The following is a 23,467-nucleotide window of genomic DNA, read 5'->3' on the forward strand; positions in this document are numbered from 1 at the left end:
TGTCCTACAATTTCGCCATGATCGGGAGAGTCAGCGGCACGCCCCTCGGCCGGGCGACGGGCATGGTGCGCGCATGAGCCGCGGCGCCTATCTCGCGCTCGACTGGGGCACCACCAACCGTCGCGCCTATCTGATGGCCGATGATGGCGCGATGCTGGACACGATGCGCGACGACCGCGGCGTGCTGGCGGTGGGGCGCGAGGAGTATCCGGCGGAGCTGGAGGCATTGCGCGCGCGCTACGGCGACCTGCCGGTGATCGCCGCCGGCATGGTCGGCTCGACTCGCGGCTGGCACGAGGCGCCCTATGTCGCCGCGCCCGTCGATGCCGCCGGACTCGCCGCGGCGGCGCTGGTGCTGGACGATCAACGCTTCACCATCGTCCCCGGCGTCTCGCTGCTGACCGACACCCGCGCCGACGTGATGCGCGGTGAGGAGGTGCAGGTGCTAGGCGCCGTCGCCGCCGGCCTCGCGCCCGCCGACGCTCTGTTCTGCCAGCCCGGCACCCACAACAAGTGGGTGCGGACGGAAGCCGGCCGGATCACCGGCTTCGCCACCGCGATGACCGGCGAGCTGTTCGCGCTGCTCCGCGACCATGGCATCCTCGCCGGCATGCTCGGCGGGTCGGTCGCGGACGGCCCCGCCTTCCGCGACGGGCTGGCGCGCGGCGCCGGTGCCGCCGACCTGACCGTCGCGCTGTTCGAGGTGCGTGCCGGCGTGCTGCTCGGTCGCCGCGCAGCCGAGGACGCCGCCGCCTATGCCAGCGGCATCCTGATCGGCGCCGATGTCGGTTCGCAAGGGGCGGGGGGTGCGATCGGCACCGTCCACCTGCTCGCCGACGGCAACCTCGCCGATCTCTACGCCGCCGCCATCGCCGCGCTGGGCGGGACGGCGGTTCGGGTCGACAGCCACGCCGCCTTCCTGGCGGGCATCCATCACCTTCGGGAGCTGATCTCTTGACCGAGTCCAATACCGACCGCGGGGGCGCGTTGCTCCGGCGGTTCGACGAGGCGTTCGCCGCCTGCCCGCTGGTCGCGATCCTGCGCGGCATCACCCCGGCCGAGGCGGAGCCGGTCGCTGTCGCGCTGGTCGAGGCGGGCTTTACCCTGATCGAGGTGCCGCTGAACTCACCCGATCCCTATGACAGCATCGCCCGCATGGTCGCCGCGGTCGGCGAGCGGGCGATGATCGGTGCCGGCACGGTGCTGACCACCGCGCAGATCGAGCAGGTCCAAGCCGCCGGCGGCACGCTGATCGTCTCGCCCAACACCGACACCACCGTGATCGCGGCGAGCGCCGCTGCCGGGCTCGTCTCGCTGCCGGGCTATTTCACCCCCAGCGAAGGATTCGCTGCGCTGAAGGCGGGTGCCCACGCGCTGAAGCTCTTCCCGGCGGACGGCACCACCCCGGCGATGCTGAAGGCGCAGCGCGCCGTGCTGCCCAAGACCGTGAAGGTCCTGGCGGTCGGCGGCGTCTCGCCCGAGACGATCCCGGCGTGGCGCGCGGCGGGCGCCGACGGCTATGGCCTCGGCTCCAACCTCTACAAGCCCGGCAAGCCCGCCGCCGATGTCGGCCGCGATGCCGCCGCCTTCGTCCAGGCGGTGCGCGCATGACCGCCCCCATCCGTCTCGCCGTCATCGGCATGGGCAAGATCGCCAACGACCAGCATCTGCCCGCGATCGCCGCCAACCCCGATTTCGATCTTGTCGCCACGGTCAGCCGCAGCGGCGAGCCTGTCGGCGACCTGCCGCTGTTCCCCAATATCGACGCGCTGATCGCCAGCGGCCCGGTGGTCGATGCGGTCGCGCTCTGCACCCCGCCCCAGGTCCGCCGCGCCATCGCCGCAACGGCGCTGGCGCAAGGGTGGCACGTCTTCCTCGAGAAGCCGCCCGGCGCGACGCTGGCCGAGGTGGTGACGCTGGAGAATGCCGCGCAGGCGGCCGGCGCCAGCCTGTTCGCCAGCTGGCACTCGCGCTACGCGCACGGCGTCGAGCCGGCGCGCGCGTGGCTGGCGGCACGCACCATCCAGCGCGTCACCGTGACCTGGCGCGAGGACGTGCGCGTCTGGCATCCGGGGCAGGAGTGGATCTGGGCGGCGGGCGGCTTCGGCGTGTTCGATCCCGGGATCAACGCGCTGTCGATCGTCACCCGTATCCTGCCGCGCCCCTTCTTCCTTGAGGATGCGGTGCTCGACGTACCCGCCAACCGCCAGGCGCCGATCGCCGCGCGGCTGAACTTCCGCGACGATGCCGGCGTGCCGATCGCCGCCGATTTCGACTGGCGGCAGGAAGGGCCGCAGCACTGGGACATCGTCGTCGAGACCGACCAGGGCATTTTGCGGCTGGCCGATGGCGGCGCCACCCTGACGCTGCCGACCGGGGAGACGCCGACCCAGGCGGACGGGCTGCACGGCGAATATCCCGGCCTCTACGCCCGCTTCGCCGAGGTGATCCGTGCCGGGACCAGCGATGTCGACGTCGCCCCGCTGCGCCACGTCGCCGACGCCTTCCTGCGCGGAAAGCGCGAGACTGTGGAGCCGTTCGTCGAGTGAATGAAACCTTCCCCTGCAAGGGGAGGGGATCGCCGCGAAGCGATGGTGGAGGGGTGTCGCGGCGAGCGAGGCTCGGACCGGCCGCCGGTGACACCCCTCCGTCATGGCTGCGCCATGCCACCTCCCCTTGCAGGGGAGGATCAGGGAGCTATCGGATCACCCACTCCCACAACGCCGCCGGCCCCTCGAACGTCGCACGCAGGTACCGCGCCCTGACCGGGTGCCGCACCTGGATCGGTGAACCTTGGGCCGTGGCCATCGCCGCGACCGGCCGCCACTGGCGCCCGTCGTCCGAAGCATCGACCGCGAACCGATAGCCCTTCGTCGCAAACTCCGGCCGCAGCTCGCTCTCGCGCAGCTGCCGTACCTGTCCAAGGTCGGCGACCAGCGCCGGCCGCTCGCCCGATCCACGCCACAGCGTCGCGTAATTGTCGTCCGCCGCCGACGCGCCCTCGCCTACCGGCATCCAGCGCAACCCCGCCTGGCGCTGGGCCGCGAAGCCGTTCACGGCACTGCCATGGCTCGGCACGACGCGCGCGATGGTGCCGTCGGCGTTGATCGTCAGCGGGTCCACCGCGATCTGGCGCAGCACCTCATCGCCACTCCGCGGCCAGGGCAGCGCCTGCCGGTGGTAGAGGATGTACGGCTGCCCGCCCGAGCGGAACACCGCATGGTGGCCAGGACTGACCACATCGCGCTTCGCGTCGGTCGACAGGATCGGGCTGCCCGGCCCGGCCCGGAACGGCCCCAGCGGCGAATCGCCGATGGCGTAGTTTACGCGGTAGCTGTCCTCGGTCGTCTTGCCGTCGCTGAAGGTCAGGAGGTAGTGCGCGCCCGATCGGACCATGAACGGCCCCTCGAAATAGCCGGGCGGCGTCACGTCGCGCGGCACGCCGTCAAACGTCACCATGTCGGGCTTCAGCTTCACCGCGAAGCAGTGGCCGTTGGTCCAGTTCCAGCCCGATCCCCAGTAGAGATAGGCCTGGCCGTCCGCGTCGACGAACGCCTCTGCGTCGATCATGTGGTATGCCGGGGCGAACGCCTTGGCGATCAGCGGCTTGCCGCCGTTCGCGTCGCGCCACGGCCCGGCCGGTGCCGGCGCGGTGCCGACCCACACCTCGTTCCCGACCGAGACGTACATGTACCAGCGGCCGTTCGCCGCCTTGACCACCGATGGCGCCCAGACCTTGGCATCGCCAGAGGTCGGGCTGGTCGCCGCCGCCTTGGTCGGCCATTCCGGCGCCGAGAAGGTCCAGTCGCGCCCGTTGGTCGAGGTCCACAGCCCCAGCCGGTCGTCACCCCACGGGTCGATCGTCGCGAAGATGTACCAGCGCCCGTCATCATGGACGATCGACGGGTCGGCGAAATAGCCGGGGATCAGCGGATTGCGGTCCCCGCGCTGGTCCCAGCGCGGGGTCGGCGCCTCGGCCGCGACCGCCAGGGTCGCTGCCGAGGCCATCGCCGCCGCGACGACGCCTGCGCGGATCACTTGATGTCGAGCATCACGATCGACTTGGCCGGCAGCGTCACCGTCAGCGTGCCCGCCGCCAGCGTCGCCCCGGTGAACGCCGCCGGCTTCACCGTGTCGGGCGCGTCGAAGGTGTTGTGCGCGTCCATCGCCTGCGCAGTCAGGATGCGGCCGGTCACGCCAGCACCGGTCACCCCGTCCAGCTTCACCGTCACCGTCGTCGGGCGATTGGGATCGACGTTGGTCAGGCCCAGATGGACCGCCCCGTCGGTGCCGCGCACCGCGCTGGCGCTGACCGCCTTCAGCGTCCACTCGTTCTTGTTGTACCAGCGCGACTGCACCTCGACCGGCAGGACGATGCCGTCCTGATAGTCCTTGTACAGGTCGAACACCCAATAGGTCGGGGTCTTCACCATGCGGTTGCCGTCGGTCAGCATCATCGCCTGCAGCACGTTGACCATCTGCGCGATGTTGGCGCCGCGCAGGCGATCGGTGTGGCGCGCGAAGATGTCGAAGTTCAGGCTGGCGACCATCGCGTCGCGCAAGCTGTTCTGCTGGTACAGGAAGCCCGGATGGCTGCCCGGCTCCTGATCGTACCAGGTGCCCCACTCGTCGACGAACATCGCGACCCGCTTCTGCGGATCATGCTTGTCCATACGCTGGGCGTGCTTGGTGATATACTCGTCCATCTTCAACGTCTTGGCGAGCGTGCGCGCCCACTGATCCTCGTCGAAGCCGGTCGCCGACCCCTTGTGACCCCAGTCATACGGGATGGTGTAGTAATGCACGCCGATCGCGTCGAAATGACCGCCCGCATCGCGCATCATCACGTCGGTCCAGTTATAGTCGTCGGCGTTGGCGCCGCTTGCGACCTTCATCACCTGCTGACCCGCCGGCATCTTGACGAAGGTGCTGTAGCGGCGCGTCTCGTTGGCGGCATATTCGGGCTGCATGTTGCCGCCGCAGCCCCACAATTCGTTGCCCAGCCCGAACAGCGGCAGCTTCCACGGCGTCTTGCGTCCGTTCGCCGCACGCTCCTTGGCCAGGCTCGATCCGGTCGGCGAGGTCATGTACTCGACCCACTCCGCCATCTCATAGGGCGGTGCATTGCCGAGATTGCCCGATACGTACGGCTCGGCGCCGACCATCTCCGAATAGTTCATGAACTCGTGGGTGCCGACCGCATTGTCCTCGGTCACGCCACCCCAATGGGTGTTGATCTTGACCTTGCGCGACTTGGGATCGCCGATCCCCTCGCGCCAGTGATATTCGTCGGCGAAGCAGCCGCCCGGCCAGCGGATCACCGGCACCCGGATCGCCTTCAGCGCGTCCAGCACGTCGCGGCGATAGCCGTTCACGTTCGGGATGCGGCTGTTCTTGCCGACCCAGATGCCTCCATAGATGCCGGTGCCCAGATGTTCGGCGAACTGGCCGAAGATGCGCTTGTCGAACTTGGGCGCCGGCCGGTCACCATGGACGGTGACAGTATCGGTCGTCTCCTGCGCCATGACGGGCGCCGCCGTCAGCAGCAGCGCGGCGGCAAGTATCTTCCTGAACATCAATGCTTCTCCGTGGCGTCGACAGGGCGCGCGGGTGGGATGGGACATGGAAATGCCGGGGCAGGCGAGCGGGGGGCGGTCGAAACGCGCAACGGCCTCATCCACAGTTCCCCTTCATACCGGCGCGTCGGGCGCGCTTCTTGTCCGACAATATCTCGGATTTGGCGCTTTGCAAGGATGTTCTGACCGTTTTGTCACAAACGCCCCCTCTCGTGGTACTGCGCAACATACGAGGTTGCCAGCACCGCCCCCGGCTATTATGTCGGAGTTAATTGCTGAGAGGATTCACATGATCGACGGCTCGATTCTAGTCGGTGCGGAGATACGGCAGGCGACGGCGCGCTTTACCTCTGTCAACCCCGCCACGGGGGAGACGCTGACCCCCGATTTCTCCTCTGCCGACGCATCCGCGGCGGCTGATGCCTGTGCGTTGGCGGCGGCGGCCTTCCCCGCCTATTCCGCCACCACGCCAGAGGATCGCGCCGCCTTTCTCGAGGCGATTGCCGAGCAGATCCTGGCCATCGGCGACGAGCTGATCGAGCGTGCCATGGCCGAGAGCGGCCTGCCCCGCGCCCGGCTGGAGGGTGAGCGCGGTCGCACCGTCGGCCAGCTGCGCCTGTTCGCCAGCGTGGTGCGCCAGGGCGACTGGCTCGACGCAACGATCGACCCGGCGCTGCCCGATCGCGCGCCGCTGCCCCGCCCCGACCTGCGCCGCGTCAACCTGGCGATCGGCCCGGTCGCGGTGTTCGGCGCGTCCAACTTCCCGCTCGCCTTCTCGGTCGCTGGCGGCGACACCGCCTCGGCGCTCGCCGCGGGCTGCCCCGTCGTGGTCAAGGGCCACCCGGCGCATCCCGGCACGGGTGAGCTGGTCGCCCGCGCGATCCGCGCCGCGGTCGACGCCTCTGGCCTGCCCGCCGGCGTCTTCTCCTACCTGCCGGGCGAAACCAACGCGCTGGGCGAGGCGATCGTCGCCGATCCGGCGATCAAGGCGGTCGGCTTCACCGGCTCGCGCGGCGGCGGCCTCGCCCTCGTCCGCATCGCCGCGGGCCGCGAGGAGCCGATCCCCGTCTATGCCGAGATGTCGAGCATCAACCCCGTGATCCTCTTCCCTGCCGCGCTGGAGGCACGGGGAGAGGCGATGGCGACCGCCTTCGTCCAGTCGCTGACCATGGGCGCCGGCCAGTTCTGCACCAATCCCGGCCTGGTGCTGGCGATCGGCTCGCCCGCGCTCGACGCCTTCGTCACCGCCGCCGGCGCCGCACTGACCGACAGCCAGCCCGCCACCATGCTGACGCCGGGCATCCATTCCAGCTTCGAGCAGGGCGTCGACGCGCTGGCCGGGCACAACGCCGTCACCACCGTCGCGCGCGGTCGCGTCGGCGAGGGCGTGAACCAGGCGGTCGGCGCACTGTTCCAGGCGGACGCGGAGGCGTTCCTCGCCGACCGCGCGCTGGGCCACGAGGTGTTCGGATCGTCGGCGATCGTCGTCCGCTGCCGCGACATGGCCGAGATCGGCCGCGTCGTCGCCAGCCTGGAGGGGCAGCTGACCGCGACCTTCCAGATGGATGAGGGCGATCAGGACGACGCCCGCGCGCTCGTCCCCATCGTCGCCGCGCGCGTCGGCCGCATCCTGGCGAACGGCTGGCCGACCGGTGTCGAGGTCAGCCACGCCATGGTCCATGGCGGCCCCTTCCCGGCGACCAGCGACGGGCGCAGCACCTCGGTCGGCGCCGCTGCCATCTATCGCTTCCTGCGGCCCGTCTGCTTCCAGAACCTGCCCGATTCGCTGCTGCCGCCGGCGATCGCGGAGGCCAATCCCTGGGGCGTCGCCCGGCGCGTCGAGGGCCAGCGCGAAGGATCGCCGCGATGAGCATCACCAGTCCCAAATTGACCCTCCTCGTCCAGTTCGAAGAGAACGGCACCCGCGGCGTCGCCGCGATCGGCCCGGACGGCGCTCGCCGCGTGACGGCTGCGACCACGACGCTGGCGCTCGCACAAGCAGCGATGGCCGCCGGCGAGACGCTGGCCGCCCATGCCGGGGCACGGCTGGGCGACGCGGTCGACCTGTCGGCGCTCCGTCTGCTCTCGCCGATCGACCATGCGGACGCCGCGCACCTGCTCGTCTCGGGTACCGGCCTCACCCATCTCGGCTCGGCCGAGGGGCGTGACAAGATGCACCGCAGCGCGGCCGAGAACCCGGCCCCGACCGACTCGATGAAGATGTTCCTGATGGGCGTCGAGGGCGGCAAGCCCGCGGACGGCGGCATCGGCGCACAGCCTGAATGGTTCTACAAGGGCGACGGCGCGATCCTGGTCGCGCCGGGCGAGCCGCTCGCCATGCCCGACTTCGCGCTCGACGGCGGTGAGGAGCCGGAGATCGCCGGCATCTACCTGATCGACGATGCCGGCACGCCGGTCCGCATCGGCTTCGCGCTCGGCAACGAGTTCAGCGACCATGTCACCGAGCGGGGCAATTATCTGTGGCTCGCGCACAGCAAGCTGCGCCCCGCCGCGCTGGGGCCGGAGCTGCTACTCGGCGACCTGCCGCAGGACATTCGCGGCACCAGCCGGATCCGCCGTGGCGATACGGTGCTGTGGGAAAAGCCGTTCGTCTCGGGTGAGGCGAACATGTCGCACGCGCTGGCCAATCTGGAGCATCACCACTTCAAATATGCCGGCTTCCGCCGCCCCGGCGACCTGCACGTCCATTTCTTCGGCACCGCCACCCTGTCGTTCAGCGATGGGATCAAGACCGAGCCGGGCGACGTGTTCGAGGTCGAGGCCGCTCCCTTCACCCTGCCGGTGCGCAATCCGCTGGCCGTGGCGCCGGCGGGCAACGCCACCGTCCGCACCATCTGAATGCGTGTTTGATCGGGTGGTGCCGGCCCCCTTCCACCCGCGGCGGGGGTCTTGTAGCATCGCGGTCATAATCGACGCCGCGCTGCGGGCAGGGGAGGATCAGTGAAGGGCAGTCGCATCGTATCGCCCCGCATCCACGGCACCATCGCGCATGATATCGGCGTTGAGATCGTCGGTGGCCGCCGCCGTCCCGGCACCGTGTTCGGTGGCGAGATCGAGGCGAGCGAGGCGCTCGGCGTCTCGCGCTCCGCCTATCGCGAGGCGATCCGCATCCTCGCTGCCAAGGGGCTGGTCGAGAGCCGCCCCAAGGCCGGCACCCGCGTCACCCCGCGCGACCGCTGGAACCTCCTCGACCCCGACGTCCTCGCCTGGACGTTCGAGGGAGAGCCGGATCCCGACTTCATCCAGGACCTGTTCGAGCTGCGCGCGGTGATCGAGCCCGCCGCCTGCGCCTTCGCCGCGCGTCGCCGCTCCGACGACGATCTCGCCGAAATGAAGGCGGCGCTCGACCTCATGGAGAAGACCGGCCTCGCCTCGCCGGAGGGTCGCGCCGCCGACCAGCGCTTCCACCGCGTGGTCCTGTCCGCCGCCCGCAACGAACCGCTGACCGCGCTCGCCAGCACCGTCGGGGCCGCCGTCCGCTGGACCACCGAGTTCAAGCAGCGCCGCCGCCAGCTGCCGCGCAACCCGCTGCCCGACCATGTCCGCGTGTACGAGGCGATCGTCGCACGCGACGCGGATACGGCGCGGTCGGTGATGGTCGAGCTACTGCGCCTCGCGATCGAGGACATGGGCCTGCAGCAACGGGCGTAGATCCTCCCCTGCAAGGGGAGGTGGCAGCCTGCAGCGCTGACGGAGGGGTGTCCCCGCTGACGAGGAGACGCGCCACCATGATCCGCGACACCCCTCCACGACCGCTGCACGGCAGTTCCCCTTCAAGCCTGAACCGTCACCCCAGCGAAAGCTGGGATCTCCCCATGGGACAGCGAAACACCAGCCCTGGAGCGTGATCCACCGAAACCGAAGCACCTCCCCGGCGAAGGCCGGCGAGGCAAACGCGTGGATCACACTCGAGGGCCGATCGACATTCAGCATCGCAGGCCTTTGACACGCCCTGTCGTCCTTCCCGCGAAGGCGAGCATCCAGACGCGCGGAGGCTGCTTGCAGAGCCGCGACGTCAGAGGTTTCGGATCCGCGCCTCCGCGGGGATGACGAAACATGGCCTGTTACGCCGGATGTCGATCCCGCCAGGAAAGACCCCAGCCTGCGCTGGGGCGACGATCAGGTCACAAACTCCGGATGATCGCGGAGAAATCCAGCCCCTCATTCCCCGCCGCTGCGAACGCCTCGTACCGCTCTGCCGCGCGCGATCCCATCGGCACGTCGGCACCGGCGTCCTTGGCCGCCGCCATGGCGAGGCGCAGGTCCTTCAGCATCAGCGCGGTCGCGAACCCGCCCTGATAGTCCTTGTCGGCCGGCGTCGTCGGGCCGACCCCCGGCACTGGGCAATAGCTCGTCATCGACCAGCTCTGCCCCGACGACACGCTGGCGATGTCGTAGAACGCCTGCGCGTCCAGCCCCAGCTTGTCCGCCAGCGCGAACGCCTCGCACGTCGCGATCATCGTCGCACCCAGGATCATGTTGTTACAGATCTTGGCCGCCTGCCCCGCGCCATTGGCGCCGGCGTGGATGACCGCCTTACCCATCGCCGCCAGCACCGGCTGGCTCCTCGCGAACGCGTCTTCGCTGCCACCGACCATGAAGGTCAGCGTGCCCGCCGTTGCCGCCGCGATCCCGCCCGATACCGGCGCGTCCACCGCCGCCAGTCCGCGTGCCTGCGCCGCCTCGGCCACGGCCCGCGAGGTGGCGACGTCGATCGTCGAGCAGTCGATCAACAGCGCCCCGGCGGGCAGCCCGGCAAAGATCGTTTCATAGACCTCGGCGACGTGGCGGCCGGCGGGCAGCATGGTGACGACCGCCTCTGCCCCATCCGCCGCCGCCGCTGCGCTGTCCGCCACCAGACACCCTGCCGCCTCCGCTCGCGCCAGCGCCTCGGCCGAAAGGTCGAACGCACGCACGTCATGCCCCGCCTTCGCCAGGTTCGCGGCCATGCCGCCGCCCATATTGCCCAGCCCGATGAATGCGATGCGTGTCATGTCTCTCTCCTGCCTTCACCGCTGTCCGTCATCCCGGCGTCCACCGGGACGACGATGGGGCGGCCTATTTCCCCGTCCAGACCCCGGCCCGCTTCTCGACGAAGGCCGCCATGCCCTCGCTCTGGTCGGCACTGCCGAACAGGCCGTGGAACAGCCGGCGTTCGAACTGCACGCCCGCCGCCAACCCCGACTCGAAGGCCATGTTGACCATTTCCTTGTTCGCCAGCACCGCCAGCGGCGCCATCGCGGCGATGGTCGCGGCGGTCTTTACCGCCTCCTCGACCAGCTCGTCGGCCGGCACGATACGGCTGACCAGCCCGGCGCGCTCCGCCTCGGCGGCGTCCATCATCCGGCCGGTCAGGCACATCTCCATCGCCTTGGCCTTGCCGACCGCGCGGGCCAGCCGCTGCGACCCGCCCATGCCCGGCGACACCGCCAGCTTCACCTCGGGCTGGCCGAACTTCGCGGTGTCGGCGGCCAGGATGAAGTCGCACATCATCGCCAGCTCGCACCCGCCGCCAAGCGCGTATCCGGCGACCGCCGCGATGATCGGCTTGCGCGTGCGGGTAAAGCGGTCCCAGCCGGCGAAGAAGTCGTGGCCGTACATCGCGGCGAAGCCTTGGGCCTGCATCTCCTTGATATCGGCACCCGCCGCGAACGCCTTGGCCGATCCCGTGACGACGGCGCAGCCCTGCGACGCATCCGCATCGAATGCCGCCATCGCGGCCAGCAGCTCGTCCAGCACCTGGCCGTTGAGGGCATTCAGCGCCTGCGGCCGGTTGAGCGTGACCAAGGTCACCGCCCCGCGCTGCTCGACGATGATGGTTTCGTAGGTCACGACACTCTCCAATTCGTCGCCCCGGCGCAGGCTGGGGCCTTTCCGTCACTACGCACGCGCCTTGCCGCAGATGATCCCAGCGTCGCCGGGATGACGTACGCGGTCAGGGCACCCACGCCTCACCCTCGGGCAGGGGTGCGAAGATCTGATCGATCACGTGATCGCTCACCGCTTCGGGCGTCGCCGGGTCCCAGCGCGGCGCATTGTCCTTATCGACGATGACCGCGCGCACGCCTTCGAGGAAGTCGTGCCGCTGCACCACACGGCTCGCGACCGCATATTCCTGCCGCATCTCGTCGGCGAAGCTCGCCATCCCCGCGCCCTCCTTCAGCAGGCGTAGCGACACCTTCATCGTCTGCGGGGACTTGGTGGCGAGCGTCGCCAGCGTCGTGCGGGCGAAGTCGCTATCGTCCGCTGCCAGCGCGGCGAACACCGTTTCCAGTTCGTCCGAGGCGAACAGCCGGTCGATCGCCTGCCGCTCCGCCAGCAGTCGCGCCGCGGGCGGGGGCGCTGCCAACTCGTCCAGCACCATCTCGATCGCCGTCGGATCGGCGACGATCGCCGCCTTGGCCTCCTCGACCCGCCCGGCCGCCAGATAATGCGTCGCCAGCCCCAGCGCGTGCGCCTCCGCCCCGTCCAGCCGGTGCCCGGTCAGCGCCAGATATTGGCCGATCCGCCCCGGCAGCCGCGACAGGTACCAGCCGCCGCCGACATCGGGGAACAGCCCGATCCCCGTCTCCGGCATGGCGAGCCGCGTATTCTCGGTCGCCACCCGGAACCGCGCCGGCTGCGAAATGCCGACGCCGCCGCCCATGGTCACCCCGTCCATGACCGCGACGATCGGCTTGGCATAGGTGAACAGCCGGTGGTTCATCCGGTATTCGGTCGCGAAGAAATGCCGCGCCGCGCTGCCGTCGCCAGCACCGCTTTCGGCCAGCAGCCGGATGTCGCCGCCCGCGCAGAAGCCGCGCGAGTATTTCGGGTCGCCATCCGGCGAGGGTGCATGGTCGAGGATGATCGCACGGACCGCGTCGTCGCCGCGCCAATCCTCCAGCGCGGCGAGCACGCCCTCGCACATCGCCACGGTCAGCGCGTGGAGCGCCCTGGGCCGGTTCAGCCGGATGCGGCCCACAGCGCCCTCGGTGGTGACGATCAGTTCGTCCGTCACGCCGCCACCACGTCCGTCATCCCCGCACCCACTCCCGTCATCCCCGTGAAGGCGCGGATCCAGAACCGCTGACGCTGCGGATCAAGCGAGGACCGCGCGTCTGGATTCCCGCCTGCGCGGGAATGACGATGGATCACGATCACTGCCGCACCAGCTCGCGCCCGACGATCATCCGCATGACCTGGTTGGTCCCTTCCAGGATCGAATGCACGCGCAGGTCGCGCCAGAAGCGCTCGATCGGATAGTCCATCAGATAGCCATAGCCGCCGTGGAGCTGCAGCGCCCGGTCGACCACGCTCGATCCGGTATCGGTCGCCAGCCGCTTCGCCATCGCCGCGAAGCGGGTCTTGTCGGGGGCGTTCGCCGTCACCTTCGCCGCGGCCATGTAGAGGAGCGCGCGCGCCGCCTCCAGCTCGGTCGCCATGTCGGCCAGCGTGAACTGCGTATTCTGGAAATCGGCGATCGCGGTGCCGAACTGCTTGCGATCCTTGGTATAGCGCACCGCCTCGTCCAGGCAGCGCTGCGCCCCGCCCAGCGAGCAGGCGCCGATGTTCAGCCGCCCGCCGTCCAGCCCCATCATCGCGATGCGGAACCCCTCGCCCTCGCCGCCGACCATGTTCTCGGCCGGGACGCGGACCTGATCGAACGTCACCTGCCGCGTCGGCTGCGAGTGCCAGCCGAGCTTGCGCTCGTTGGCGCCGAACGACACGCCGGGCATGTCCTTCTCGATCACCAGCGCCGAGATGCCCTTCGGCCCCTCGCCGCCGGTGCGGACCATGGTGACGTACACCTCGTTCTCGCCGGCGCCCGAGATGAACTGCTTCGATCCCGACACGACCCAATGGTCGCCGTCGCGCACCGCGCGCGTCTTCAGCGCCGCCGCGTCCGATCCTGACCCCGGCTCGGTTAGGCAATAGCTCGCCAGCCGCTTCATCGTCACCAGATCGGGCAGGTACTTGTCCTTGACCGTCTGCGAGCCGAACCGGTCGATCATCCACGACGCCATGTTGTGGATCGAGATGAACGCCGAGGTGGACGGACAGCCATAGGCCATCGCCTCCATGATGAGCGCCGCCTCCAGCCGCCCGAGCGCGATGCCGCCGCTCTCTTCGCTGACATAGATCGCCGCGAAGCCCAGCTCGGCGGCGGCCTTGATCGTGTCGCGCGGGAAGATGTGCTTCTCGTCCCACTCGCCGGCATTGGGGGTGATCCGATCGGCGGTGAAGCGCCGCGCCAGCTCCTGAATCTCGCGCTGGTCGCCAGTCAAATCAAACTGGGGCGTAAGATCAAACTGGTTCACGCCGCCACCTCCGGGCACTTGGAATAGCGGAACGGACCCCCTTCCATCCCCTCACCGGTGCCGTCGCGGACCAGCGTCTTGCCGTCGTCGAGCAGGGTCATGCGCGCCTGCTGCTGCCACGTCTGTCCCTCGCCCGAGAAGGACAGCGTCGCGGTCAGCACCGTGCCTGCCTGCTTCGCATCGCTGATCGTCGCGCGCGACTCGTAGAAGCGCAGCCGATCGGCGGTCACCGTCATCAGCCCCTTGGCGGCATAGTCCATCTTCGGATCGCAGTCGTTGGGCACCATGCCCCAGCGGCCCTGGAACGCGACCGGGATGCTCGTCACCGGCGTCGCTGCGGGGAGCGCCGATGCCGTGTTACCGATCGGCACGACGCTGTTGACCGGATCGTCCTGGAGGTTGTCGGGCGCCTCTTCGACCACCGCGCTCGCATCGCCCTGCGCGTTGTTTCCCGCCTCGCCGCCACCGCCGCTGCACGCGATCAGCACCAGTGGAAGGAAGAGCGCACCACATCGTATCATCATCATGCTTACCCCATGGTCGGGATGACGAACGCATCCTGCACGCGGGCGGGTCCGCCGTCTTCGGCACCGCGCGGCAGTTCGGCTGTGCCGTCCGGCCAGCGCTGGGTGATCGTCTTGACCTTGGTCCAGAACTTCACCCCCTCCATGCCGTGCTGGTTGGTGTCGCCGAATGCAGACCGCTTCCACCCGCCGAAGCTGTGATAGGCGACGGGCACCGGGATCGGCACGTTGATGCCGACCATGCCGACATTCACCCGCGCGGCGAACTCGCGCGCGGCATGGCCGTTGCGGGTGAAGATCGCGACGCCGTTGCCGTACTGGTGCTCCGAGGGCAGGCGCACCGCCGTCTCGAAATCGGGCGCGCGGACGATCTGGAGGACCGGGCCGAAAATCTCCTCCTTGTACGACTGCATCTGTGGTGTGACCCGGTCGAACAGGCTCGGCCCGACGAAGAAGCCCTGCTCGTGCCCCTGAAGGGTGAAGCCGCGGCCGTCGACCACCAGCTCGGCGCCTTCGTCGACGCCGGTCTGGATCCAGTTTTCCACGCGGCTCTTGTGCGCGGCGTTCACTACCGGCCCGTAATGCGCCTCCGCATCGGTCGACACGCCCACCCGCAGCGCCGCGATGGCGGGAATCAGCTTCTCGCGCAGTGCCTCGGCGGTCCTGTCGCCGACCGGCACCACCACCGGCAGCGCCATGCACCGCTCGCCCGCCGAACCGAACGCCGCACCCGCCAGGTCGGCGACGACCTGGTCGAGGTCGGCGTCGGGCATGACGATGCCGTGGTTCTTGGCGCCGCCCATCGCCTGCACGCGCTTCCCCGCCTCGACCCCGCGACGATAGACATAGTGCGCGATGTCGGACGAGCCGACGAAGCTGACCGCGGCGATGGCCGGATGGTCGAGGATCGCGTCGACCATCTCCTTGTCGCCGTGCACCACCTGGAGAATGCCCGCGGGCGCGCCAGCCTCCAGCATCAGCTCGGCGAGCCGCACCGGCACGGAGGGATCACGCTCCGACGGTTTCAGGATGAAGGCGTTGCCCGTCGCGATCGCGACGCCGAACATCCACATCGGGATCATCGCCGGAAAGTTGAACGGCGTGATCCCCGCCCCGATGCCGAGCGGCTGGCGCATCGAATAGACGTCGATCCCCGGCCCCGCGCCCTGGGTATATTCGCCTTTCAGCACATGCGGGATACCGCAGCAGAACTCGATCACCTCCAGCCCGCGCTGGATATCGCCCTTCGAGTCGGCGATCACCTTGCCATGCTCGGACGACAGCAGGTGGGCGAGCGCGTCCATGTTCGCCTCGACCAGCTCCTTGAACCGGAACATCACCCGCGCGCGCCGCTGCGGGTTGACCGCCGCCCAGCCCGGCTGCGCGCCCTGCGCCGCGGCCACCGCCCGGTCGAGATCGGCCTGCACGCCCAGCGTGACCCGCGCCTGCACCTGGCCGGTATTGGGGTCGAACACCTCGCCCGACCGGGTGCCGCCGCCGCCCGCACCGCCGGCGATCACATGATCGATCGTCCGCATCGCATCTCTCCTGCTGCCCGGCGCCGCCGGGTCGTTCGGCGGGGACTAAGCATGGCCGGCCAGCGGGATCAATGCGGCGCGAAAACTCGCAATTTTGCGTCGTTTTCGGGTTGATCGGGATAGTCGAAGAGCCGCACAGGCCAGTGTGAGGGCAACTCTCGAACCCGCCCCCGTCCGGCCGGGACGAACCCGGCCCGATGGAGGCGGCGGATCACCCGATCAAATACACGACGATCGCCTCCGCCGCCGCCTCCGCGGTCATCGCGGTAGTATCGATGCGGATCTCCGGATCGACCGGCGCCTCGTAGGGGCTGTCGATACCGGTGAAGTTCTTCAGCTGCCCGGCCCGCGCCTTGGCATAGAGGCCCTTCACGTCGCGCGCTTCCGCCTCGGCCAGCGGCGTGTCGATATGCACCTCGACGAACTCGCCCGGCGCCATCATCGCGCGCACCATCTCCCGCTCCGCGCGGAAGGGGGAGATGAAGGCGGTGACGACGATCAAGCCTGCATCGGTCATCAGCTTGGCGACCTCGCCGACCCGCCGGATATTCTCGACCCGGTCTGCGTCGGTGAAGCCCAGGTCGCGGTTGAGGCCATGGCGGACATTGTCGCCGTCGAGGAGGAAGGTGTGGCGGTTCATCCGCGCCAGCTTCTTCTCGACCAGATTGGCGATAGTCGACTTGCCCGCACCCGACAGCCCGGTCAGCCACAGCACCGCCGGGCGCTGGTTCTTGAGCGACGCATGATGCGCGCGGTCGATATCGGTCGGCTGCCAGTGGACGTTCTGCGCGCGCCTGAGCGCGAAGTGGAGCATTCCCGCCCCGACCGTCGCGTTGGTCAGCTTGTCGATCAGGATGAAGCCACCCAGCTCCCGATCCTCGGCGTATGGGCGGAACACGATCGGCCGGTCGGTCGCCAGCGTCGCGACGCCGATCGCGTTCAGGTCCAGCGTCTTCGCCGCCAGATGCTCCAACGTATTGACGTTGATGACGTATTTTGGCGGCTGCACCGTCGCCGATACCGTCTGCGTGCCGAGCTTCAGCCAGTATGCGCGACCGGGCAGCAGCGCCTCGTCCGCCATCCACACGATTGTCGCCTCGAACTGGTCGGCGACCGGCGGCGGATCGCCCGCCGCGGCGACCACGTCCCCGCGCGAACAGTCGATCTCGTCAGCCAGCGTCAGCGTGACGGACTGACCGGCGACCGCCCGGTTCAGGTCCCCGTCGAGGGTCACGATCCGCGCGACCGTCGACGTGCGCCCGGACGGCAGCACCCGCACCGCGTCGCCCGGCGCGACGCTACCGGTCGCGATCAGGCCGGCAAAGCCGCGAAAGTCCAGATCGGGCCGGTTGACCCACTGTACCGGCATCTCGAACGGCCTGGCCTGCGCCGCGGTCTGGTCGACCTCGACCGTCTCCAGATGCTCCATCAGCGTCGGGCCGTCATACCACCCCATCGCCGCCGAACGGCCCGCGACGTTATCGCCCTTGAACCCGGAGATCGGGATGGCGACGAACGCCTCGATCCCGATCGACGCGGCAAAGGCGCGATAATCGGCGACGATCGCGTCGAAGGTCGCCCGGTCATACCCGACCAGGTCCATCTTGTTCACCGCCAGCACGATGTGGCGGATGCCGACCAGCTGCGCGAGATAGGAGTGCCGCCGCGTCTGGGTCAGCACGCCCTTCCGCGCGTCGATCAGGATCACCGCAAGGTCAGCGGTCGAGGCGCCGGTCACCATGTTGCGCGTGTACTGCTCGTGCCCAGGCGTATCGGCGACGATGAACTTGCGTTTCTCGGTCGCGAAGAAGCGATAGGCGACGTCGATCGTGATCCCCTGCTCGCGCTCGGCGGCAAGCCCGTCGACCAGCAGCGCGAAGTCGATCTCGCCGCCCTGCGTCCCGACCCGCTTCGAATCCGCCTGCAACGCCGCCAGCTGATCCTCGAAGATCATCTTCGAATCGTAGAGCAGCCGCCCGATCAGCGTCGACTTGCCGTCATCGACGGAGCCGCAGGTGATGAAGCGCAACAGCGTCTTGCGCCGGTGCCCGTCGAGATAGGCGGCGATGTCCTGCCCGATCAGCGCGTCGGGGGTGTAGCTGGGGTCGGTCACGCTCAAATCCTCCCCGATACGGGGAGGGGGACCGCGACGCGAAGCGGCGTGGTGGAGGGGGTTATCCACAAGCGCTCCGCTCGCGGCGATCCCCCTCCACCATGCTGCGCATGGTCCCCCTCCCCGCGAGCGGGGAGGAATTGAGAAACACGCGCCCACATCAGAAATACCCCTCCTGCTTCTTCTTCTCCATCCCCGCGCCGCCCTCGTCCTTGTCGATCGCGCGGCCCTGGCGTTCGGAGGTGGTGGTCAGCAGCATTTCCTGGATCACCGCCCCCAGATCGGCCGCCTCGCTCTCCACCGCGCCGGTCAGCGGATAGCAGCCGAGCGTGCGGAACCGGATCGAGCGTTCGACCGGCACCTCGCCGTCGCGCAACGGGAAGCGATCGTCATCGACCATCAGGATCATTCCGTCGCGCTCCACCGTCGGGCGCGGCGCGGCGAAATAGAGCGGGACGATCGGGATCTTCTCGATCTGGATGTACTGCCAGATATCCAGCTCGGTCCAGTTGCTGATCGGAAAGACGCGGATGCTCTCTCCCTTCGCCTTCTTCGCATTGTAGAGGTGCCACAATTCGGGCCGCTGGTTCTTCGGGTCCCAGCGATGGCTGGCCGAGCGGAAGCTGAACACCCGCTCCTTCGCTCGCGCCTTCTCCTCGTCGCGCCGTGCGCCGCCGAACGCGACGTCGAAGCCGTATTTGTCCAGCGCCTGTTTCAGCCCCTCGGTCTTCCACAGATCGGTGTGGAGCGCGCCATGGTCGAACGGGTTGATCCCGCGCGCCTCCGCCTCCGGATTGCGATGGACCAGCAGCTCCATGCCAGCCGCCCGCGCCGCGCGGTCGCGCAGTTCGTACATCGCCTGGAACTTCCACGTCGTGTCGACATGGAGCAACGGAAAGGGCGGCGGCGCGGGATAGAAGGCTTTGCGCGCCAGATGCAGCATCACCGCCGAATCCTTTCCGACCGAGTAGAGCATCACCGGCCGCTCGGCCTCCGCCACCACCTCGCGCAGGATGTGGATCGACTCGGCCTCCAGCCGCTCCAGATGGGTCAGGTCGGTCATTTGCCGTCGTCCACGAAGGGGCGCAGCGGCAGGCAGGCATGCCCACCCGACGCCACGAACCCCGGATTGAAATAGCGCGCCTTGCGGTACGTCAGCGGCTGTCCGTCCAGGCACAGGGTCCGCCCGCCCGCCGCGCGGAGGATCGCGTCGCCCGCCGCCGTGTCCCACTCCATCGTCGGCCCGGCGCGCGGATAGACGTCGGCCTCGCCGGCCGCGATCAGCGCGAACTTCAGGCTGGAGCCGACCGACACCCGCGCGCCGCAGCCGCTTGCCGCCAGCCATGCCTCGGTCGCCGGCGTGCAGTGCGACTTGGAGGCCACCGCCACCGGCGCTCCGGCGCAGTCGCGCACCTTCAGCGGCGCGCGCGCGCCGACCGCGCCGTCCACGACCTCGGTCGCCCAGGCGCCGCGCCCCACCGTGCCGCACCACAATTGCCCGCGCGCCGGCGCATAGACGATGCCGGCCACAGGTGCCTCGCCATCGATCAGCGCGACGTTGACGGTGAAGTCGGTGCCGCCGCCGACATATTCCTTGGTGCCGTCGAGCGGATCGACCAGAAAGAACCAGCGCCCGCCCACGTCCGGCACCCGCCCCGCTGCCGCCTCTTCTTCGGCAACGACGGGGATGTCGGGGCACTGCGCGGCCAGTGCGGCGAGCAGGATCGCCTCCGCCTCGCGGTCGGCGACCGTCACCGGCGACGCATCCGCCTTGGTATCCGCCACCACGCCCGCCGCCCGGTGGACCAACGTCCGCGCGCCGGCGGCCAGCACCGGTTCGATCATGCGCTCTATGTCGAAGCCATCAGCTTCGGCCATGTGTCTGTCCTGCGAGAGAGGGGAATGTCGCAGCGTCAGATAGCGACGCCGCCGTCCGATTACGCGCAGGCGTTCATTGCCCCGCCCCAAGCAGGACTTGGGGATTGGCACGCGCTCGCGCACCCGTCACCCCAGCGCAGGCTGGGGTCTCCCAGTGGGACCGGCAGCACGCACCAAGCAGAAGATCCCAGCCTGCGCTGGAATGACGTGACCTAATCCTCCCTCGCAGGAGGACTTCGCTTCAATCCGCGTCGGGGCCCAGCGTCGCGTCCAGATCGCGCGGCCGCACGAACCGGGTCAGCCGCGCCGTGCCGCGACCCGCCCCGCTCCAGCCGTCCGTCAGTTCCAGTTCCGCGACCGCGCCGGTCGGGTATTTCGCCTCCACCCGATCGCGCAGCGCGGCACCATCATCGGCCACCAGCAGCAGCACCAGTTCCTCGATCCCCGGATTGTGCCCGACCATCAGCACCCGCCCCGCCTCCGCCGGCAAGTCGCGGATCAGGTCGAGCAAGGTCGCCGCGCTCGCCAGATAGATGGTCCGGTCCCACGTCGGCGTCAGCGCCGCGCCATAGCCCTGCTCGACCGCCGCCAGCGTCTCCACCACACGCAACGCCGGCGAGGCGACGACATGGTCGAAGGCGCGGGCTTCGGCGCGCAGGTGCCGCCCCATTTCCACCCCGGCCCGCTTGCCCTTGGCGTTCAGCGGCCGGTCGAAATCGCGCGCGACTCCATCGTCCCAGCCGGATTTGGCGTGGCGCAGCAGCGTCAGCGTCTTCATCGATTCTCCGTGGGCACCGGCAGGCTTTCCCCATGCCCGATCCTGGCTCCGGAAGAAAGCCGCGCTGCGACCCGCGCCACCGCCTCGTCCAGGGTCACCCGCGCGACCGGCACGCCGGACGGAAAGGCGGGCAGCAGCCGCGACGGCATCGCTGCCGACAGCAGCACGAACGCACCGGAATCGTCGGCGCGCCGGATCAGCCGGCCGAATGCCTGCGCCAGCCGCGCCCGCACGATCCGGTCGTCATAGGCCGACCCGCCCCCCGCCAGCCGCCGCGCCGCGTGCAGCACCGTCGGCTTGGGCCAGGGCACCCCCTCCATCACCACCAGCCTCAGCGAGCGCCCCGGCACATCGACCCCGTCGCGCAGCGCATCCGTGCCGAGCAGGCTGGCGGTTGGATCGTCGCGAAAGATATCGACCAGCGTGCCCGTATCGATCGGATCGACATGCTGCGCGTGGAGCGGCAGCCCTTCCTGCGCCAGCCGGTCGGCGATCCGGCCATGCACCGCGCGCAGCCGCCGGATCGCGGTGAACAGGCCCAGCGTGCCGCCCCCCGCCGCGACGATCAGCCGCGCATAGGCATTGGCCAGCGCCGCCGCATCGCCGCGCTTCACGTCCGTGACGATCAGCACCTCGGCCTGGCTCGGATAGTCGAACGGGCTCGCCGCCTCGAACCGCGCCGGTGCCCGCGCGAGATGCGGCGCCCCGGTCCGCGCCTCGGCAACGTCCCAGTCACCGCCGCCGGTCAGCGTCGCAGAGGTCACCAGCACGCCGTGCGCGGGCTTCAGCACCACCTCCGCGAACGGCCGCGTCGGGTCGAGCCAGCGGCGGTGCAGCCCGACATCGTACTCGCGCCCCTCGGCGCGGTCGACCGCCATCCAGTCGACCACCTCTGGGTCCGCCGGACCGCCGATGCGGGCGAGCAGCGCCAGCCACGCCGCCACCGTCTCCGCCCGCCAGCCGAGCGAGGCGATCGCCCCCTCCACCCGTGCTCGCGCCGCGCCGTCGAGCCAGTCGGGCGCCTCCGCCAGCACCGCCTCCAACCGCCGCCCCAGTGCATGGAGCGGTCGCAGCAGCGCATCGAGCGCGTGCGCCGCCGGTGCCGCCGCCTCGATCAGCGCCGGGGTCGGCTCTGCCAGTTCGGTTTCCAGCCCGTACCCCGCATCTCCGGGCTGCTCGGCCCGCGCATAGGTCAGGCCGCGCACCGCGGCGAGCAGCGTCTCGATCGGCCCGAACGGCGCGCCCTCGCCCAGCCGCCCCAGCCAGCCCTCCGACGCCAGTGCCTGCGCCGCCGCCACGGCATCGGCGATCGCCCGTGCTCCGCCCTCGTCGTAGCTGGCCACGTCGGACAGCCGCGCCGCCAGTCCGCGCCGCCGTCCGCGCCCGCCCGCCTCGGGGCCCAGCACCCAGCGCCTGAGTTCGATCGTCTCGCCCCCGGTCAGCGCCACCCCGAACATCGCGTCTGCCGCATCGAACAGGTGGTGCCCCTCGTCGAAGACGTAGCGGGTCGGCCGCGTCGCCGTCTCCCGCCCGCGCGCGGCGTTTACCATCACCAGCGCGTGGTTGGCGATGACGATGTCCGCCTCGGCCGACGCCCGCGCCGCCCGCTCGATGAAGCATTTCCGATAATGCGGGCAGCCGGCATAGACGCACTCGCCGCGCCGGTCGGTCAGCGCCGCCGGTCCGTTGCGCCGGAACAGGGTCGGCAGCCAGCCCGGCAGGTCGCCGCCGACCATGTCGCCGTCGGCGGTGAACGCCGCCCAGCGCGCCACCAGCTGCGCCAGCACCGCCGCGCGGCCGCCGAAGCCGCCCTGGAGCGCATCCTCCAGGTTCAGCAGGCACAGGTAATTCTCGCGGCCCTTCCGTGTCACCACCCGCTCGCGCCGCAGCACCGGGTCGGGATAGAGCCGCGCCGTCTCCGCCGCCAATTGCCGTTGCAGCGCCTTGGTATAGGTCGAGATCCACACTGCCCCGCCCGCCCGCTCCGACCACAGGCTGGCCGGCGCCAGATAGCCCAGCGTCTTGCCGATCCCCGTCCCCGCCTCGGCCAGCACCATGTTGGGCGCCTCGCGGATCGCGCGGGGAGCAAAAGCGGCGGCGGCGGCGGCGGCATAGGCGCGCTGCCCCGGCCGCTCCTCCGCGGCACCGCCCGTCAGCAGCGCCAGCCGCGCCTCCGCCTCGCCCGGCGCGATCTCGACGGGGCGCGGCGCGGGTCGCGGCGCCGCCTCCTCCCACTCGGGCAGTTTCGAGAACAGCCACCGCTCGTCGCTGCGTGGCCGCGAGATGTGCGGCGCCACCACCGGCGCCCAGGGCCAGCGCAGCCGGCCCAGCGCCTGCACCGCCGCCCATGCCCCCTCGCGCTCGGGCCAGTGCCCCGCGGGCACCGCGAGCAGCGCCGCCGCCGCCTCCAGCAGGAAGGACGCGACATCCTCGTCGCGCTCTGACGGCGAAAGGTCGACCGCGCGCGCCAGCCCGGCCGGCGTCGGCACCGCGAACCGCGCGGGATGGAGGAACGCGTACAGCTCCAGCAGGTCCAGCCCCGACAGCTCGGCATAGCCCAGCCGCTGTCCGACCAGCGGCGCATTCAGCAGCAGGACCGGCGTATCGGCGGCAATCCGGATCGCCTCCCCCCGCCCCACCCGCCGCGTACCGTCAGCGGTCGCGATCCAGATGCCGCCATGGCTGGCGTGAAGGGCAGGATAGGGCAGCACGCCCCTATGTAGGGCGGAACGAGTGGGG

At 69.9% G+C, this 23,467-nt stretch carries 19 protein-coding genes; 6 read left to right on the forward strand and 13 right to left on the reverse strand.

Going from position 1 to position 23,467, the window contains the following annotated elements; all coding sequences use genetic code 11:
- Positions 1-73 precede the first annotated feature (73 nt).
- The 3 genes from Q5H91_RS12425 to Q5H91_RS12435 are packed head-to-tail and all read left to right on the forward strand — an operon-like array spanning position 74 to position 2,549.
- Positions 74-958 (forward strand): 2-dehydro-3-deoxygalactonokinase, encoded by an 885-nt coding sequence (locus tag Q5H91_RS12425; protein ID WP_305173724.1) that lies wholly within the window; start codon positions 74-76, stop codon positions 956-958.
- The gene (locus tag Q5H91_RS12430; RefSeq protein WP_305173725.1) at positions 955-1,611 is read left to right on the forward strand and encodes a 2-dehydro-3-deoxy-6-phosphogalactonate aldolase; all 657 of its coding nucleotides are present in this window, start codon (positions 955-957) and stop codon (positions 1,609-1,611) included. The genes Q5H91_RS12425 and Q5H91_RS12430 overlap by 4 nt, the downstream gene beginning before the upstream one ends.
- Complete coding sequence (locus tag Q5H91_RS12435) at positions 1,608-2,549, forward strand: Gfo/Idh/MocA family protein (RefSeq protein ID WP_305173726.1); 942 nt, start codon at positions 1,608-1,610, stop codon at positions 2,547-2,549. The genes Q5H91_RS12430 and Q5H91_RS12435 overlap by 4 nt, the downstream gene beginning before the upstream one ends.
- Before the next feature lie 148 nt (positions 2,550-2,697).
- Here the strand turns inward: Q5H91_RS12435 and Q5H91_RS12440 are convergent, their stop codons facing one another.
- Together Q5H91_RS12440 and Q5H91_RS12445 are read right to left on the reverse strand one after the other, a co-directional pair.
- Entirely contained in the window at positions 2,698-4,038 is a 1,341-nt protein-coding gene (locus Q5H91_RS12440) for a family 43 glycosylhydrolase (protein ID WP_305173727.1), read from the reverse strand.
- A complete protein-coding gene (locus tag Q5H91_RS12445) occupies positions 4,035-5,576 on the reverse strand; it encodes an alpha-N-arabinofuranosidase (RefSeq protein ID WP_370655261.1) in 1,542 nt (513 codons plus the stop codon). The genes Q5H91_RS12440 and Q5H91_RS12445 overlap by 4 nt, the downstream gene beginning before the upstream one ends.
- A 289-nt stretch (positions 5,577-5,865) precedes the next feature.
- On the opposite strand from Q5H91_RS12445, the gene Q5H91_RS12450 reads away from it, so the two are divergent.
- The 3 genes from Q5H91_RS12450 (at position 5,866) to Q5H91_RS12460 (ending at position 9,248) form a co-directional block, all read left to right on the forward strand.
- Positions 5,866-7,446: an aldehyde dehydrogenase (NADP(+)) gene (locus Q5H91_RS12450; RefSeq protein WP_305173728.1), complete on the forward strand. Its 1,581-nt coding sequence runs from the start codon at positions 5,866-5,868 to the stop codon at positions 7,444-7,446.
- Positions 7,443-8,435: an AraD1 family protein gene (gene araD1 / locus Q5H91_RS12455; protein ID WP_305173729.1), complete on the forward strand. Its 993-nt coding sequence runs from the start codon at positions 7,443-7,445 to the stop codon at positions 8,433-8,435. The genes Q5H91_RS12450 and araD1 overlap by 4 nt, the downstream gene beginning before the upstream one ends.
- 102 nt (positions 8,436-8,537) lie before the next feature.
- Positions 8,538-9,248 (forward strand): FadR/GntR family transcriptional regulator, encoded by a 711-nt coding sequence (locus Q5H91_RS12460; protein ID WP_305173730.1) that lies wholly within the window; start codon positions 8,538-8,540, stop codon positions 9,246-9,248.
- 473 nt (positions 9,249-9,721) lie between these two features.
- On the opposite strand, the gene mmsB is transcribed toward Q5H91_RS12460, so the two are convergent.
- The 11 genes from mmsB to Q5H91_RS12515 form a co-directional block, all read right to left on the reverse strand.
- The gene (gene mmsB, locus Q5H91_RS12465) at positions 9,722-10,591 is read right to left on the reverse strand and encodes a 3-hydroxyisobutyrate dehydrogenase (RefSeq protein ID WP_305173731.1); all 870 of its coding nucleotides are present in this window, start codon (positions 10,589-10,591) and stop codon (positions 9,722-9,724) included.
- 64 nt (positions 10,592-10,655) lie between these two features.
- Positions 10,656-11,429, reverse strand: coding sequence for an enoyl-CoA hydratase (locus Q5H91_RS12470; RefSeq protein ID WP_305173732.1), 774 nt, complete (start codon positions 11,427-11,429; stop codon positions 10,656-10,658).
- A 103-nt stretch (positions 11,430-11,532) separates the two neighbouring features.
- Positions 11,533-12,597, reverse strand: a complete 1,065-nt coding sequence (locus Q5H91_RS12475; RefSeq protein ID WP_305173733.1) for an enoyl-CoA hydratase/isomerase family protein — start codon at positions 12,595-12,597, stop codon at positions 11,533-11,535.
- Positions 12,598-12,736: 139 nt separating this feature from the next.
- Entirely contained in the window at positions 12,737-13,897 is a 1,161-nt protein-coding gene (locus Q5H91_RS12480; protein ID WP_305173734.1) for an acyl-CoA dehydrogenase family protein, read from the reverse strand.
- A complete protein-coding gene (locus tag Q5H91_RS12485; protein WP_305173735.1) occupies positions 13,894-14,424 on the reverse strand; it encodes a hypothetical protein in 531 nt (176 codons plus the stop codon). The genes Q5H91_RS12480 and Q5H91_RS12485 overlap by 4 nt, the downstream gene beginning before the upstream one ends.
- Positions 14,425-14,426: 2 nt before the next feature.
- Positions 14,427-15,959: a CoA-acylating methylmalonate-semialdehyde dehydrogenase gene (locus Q5H91_RS12490; protein ID WP_305173737.1), complete on the reverse strand. Its 1,533-nt coding sequence runs from the start codon at positions 15,957-15,959 to the stop codon at positions 14,427-14,429.
- Positions 15,960-16,170: 211 nt separating this feature from the next.
- Positions 16,171-18,072, reverse strand: coding sequence for a sulfate adenylyltransferase subunit CysN (cysN, locus tag Q5H91_RS12495; protein ID WP_305173738.1), 1,902 nt, complete (start codon positions 18,070-18,072; stop codon positions 16,171-16,173).
- 160 nt (positions 18,073-18,232) lie between these two features.
- On the reverse strand, positions 18,233-19,135 hold the full coding sequence (cysD, locus tag Q5H91_RS12500; RefSeq protein WP_305173739.1) for a sulfate adenylyltransferase subunit CysD: 903 nt from the start codon (positions 19,133-19,135) through the stop codon (positions 18,233-18,235).
- Positions 19,132-19,950: a 3'(2'),5'-bisphosphate nucleotidase CysQ gene (gene cysQ, locus Q5H91_RS12505; protein ID WP_305173740.1), complete on the reverse strand. Its 819-nt coding sequence runs from the start codon at positions 19,948-19,950 to the stop codon at positions 19,132-19,134. Before cysQ ends, cysD begins: the two co-directional genes overlap by 4 nt.
- Positions 19,951-20,191: 241 nt before the next feature.
- Complete coding sequence (locus tag Q5H91_RS12510) at positions 20,192-20,728, reverse strand: SixA phosphatase family protein (RefSeq protein ID WP_305173741.1); 537 nt, start codon at positions 20,726-20,728, stop codon at positions 20,192-20,194.
- Entirely contained in the window at positions 20,725-23,439 is a 2,715-nt protein-coding gene (locus Q5H91_RS12515) for an ATP-dependent DNA helicase (protein ID WP_305173742.1), read from the reverse strand. Before Q5H91_RS12515 ends, Q5H91_RS12510 begins: the two co-directional genes overlap by 4 nt.
- Positions 23,440-23,467: the final 28 nt, after the last annotated feature.

Origin of the sequence: Sphingomonas aurea, from assembly GCF_030678875.1 — a bacterium.
GTDB lineage: Bacteria > Pseudomonadota > Alphaproteobacteria > Sphingomonadales > Sphingomonadaceae > Sphingomonas > Sphingomonas aurea.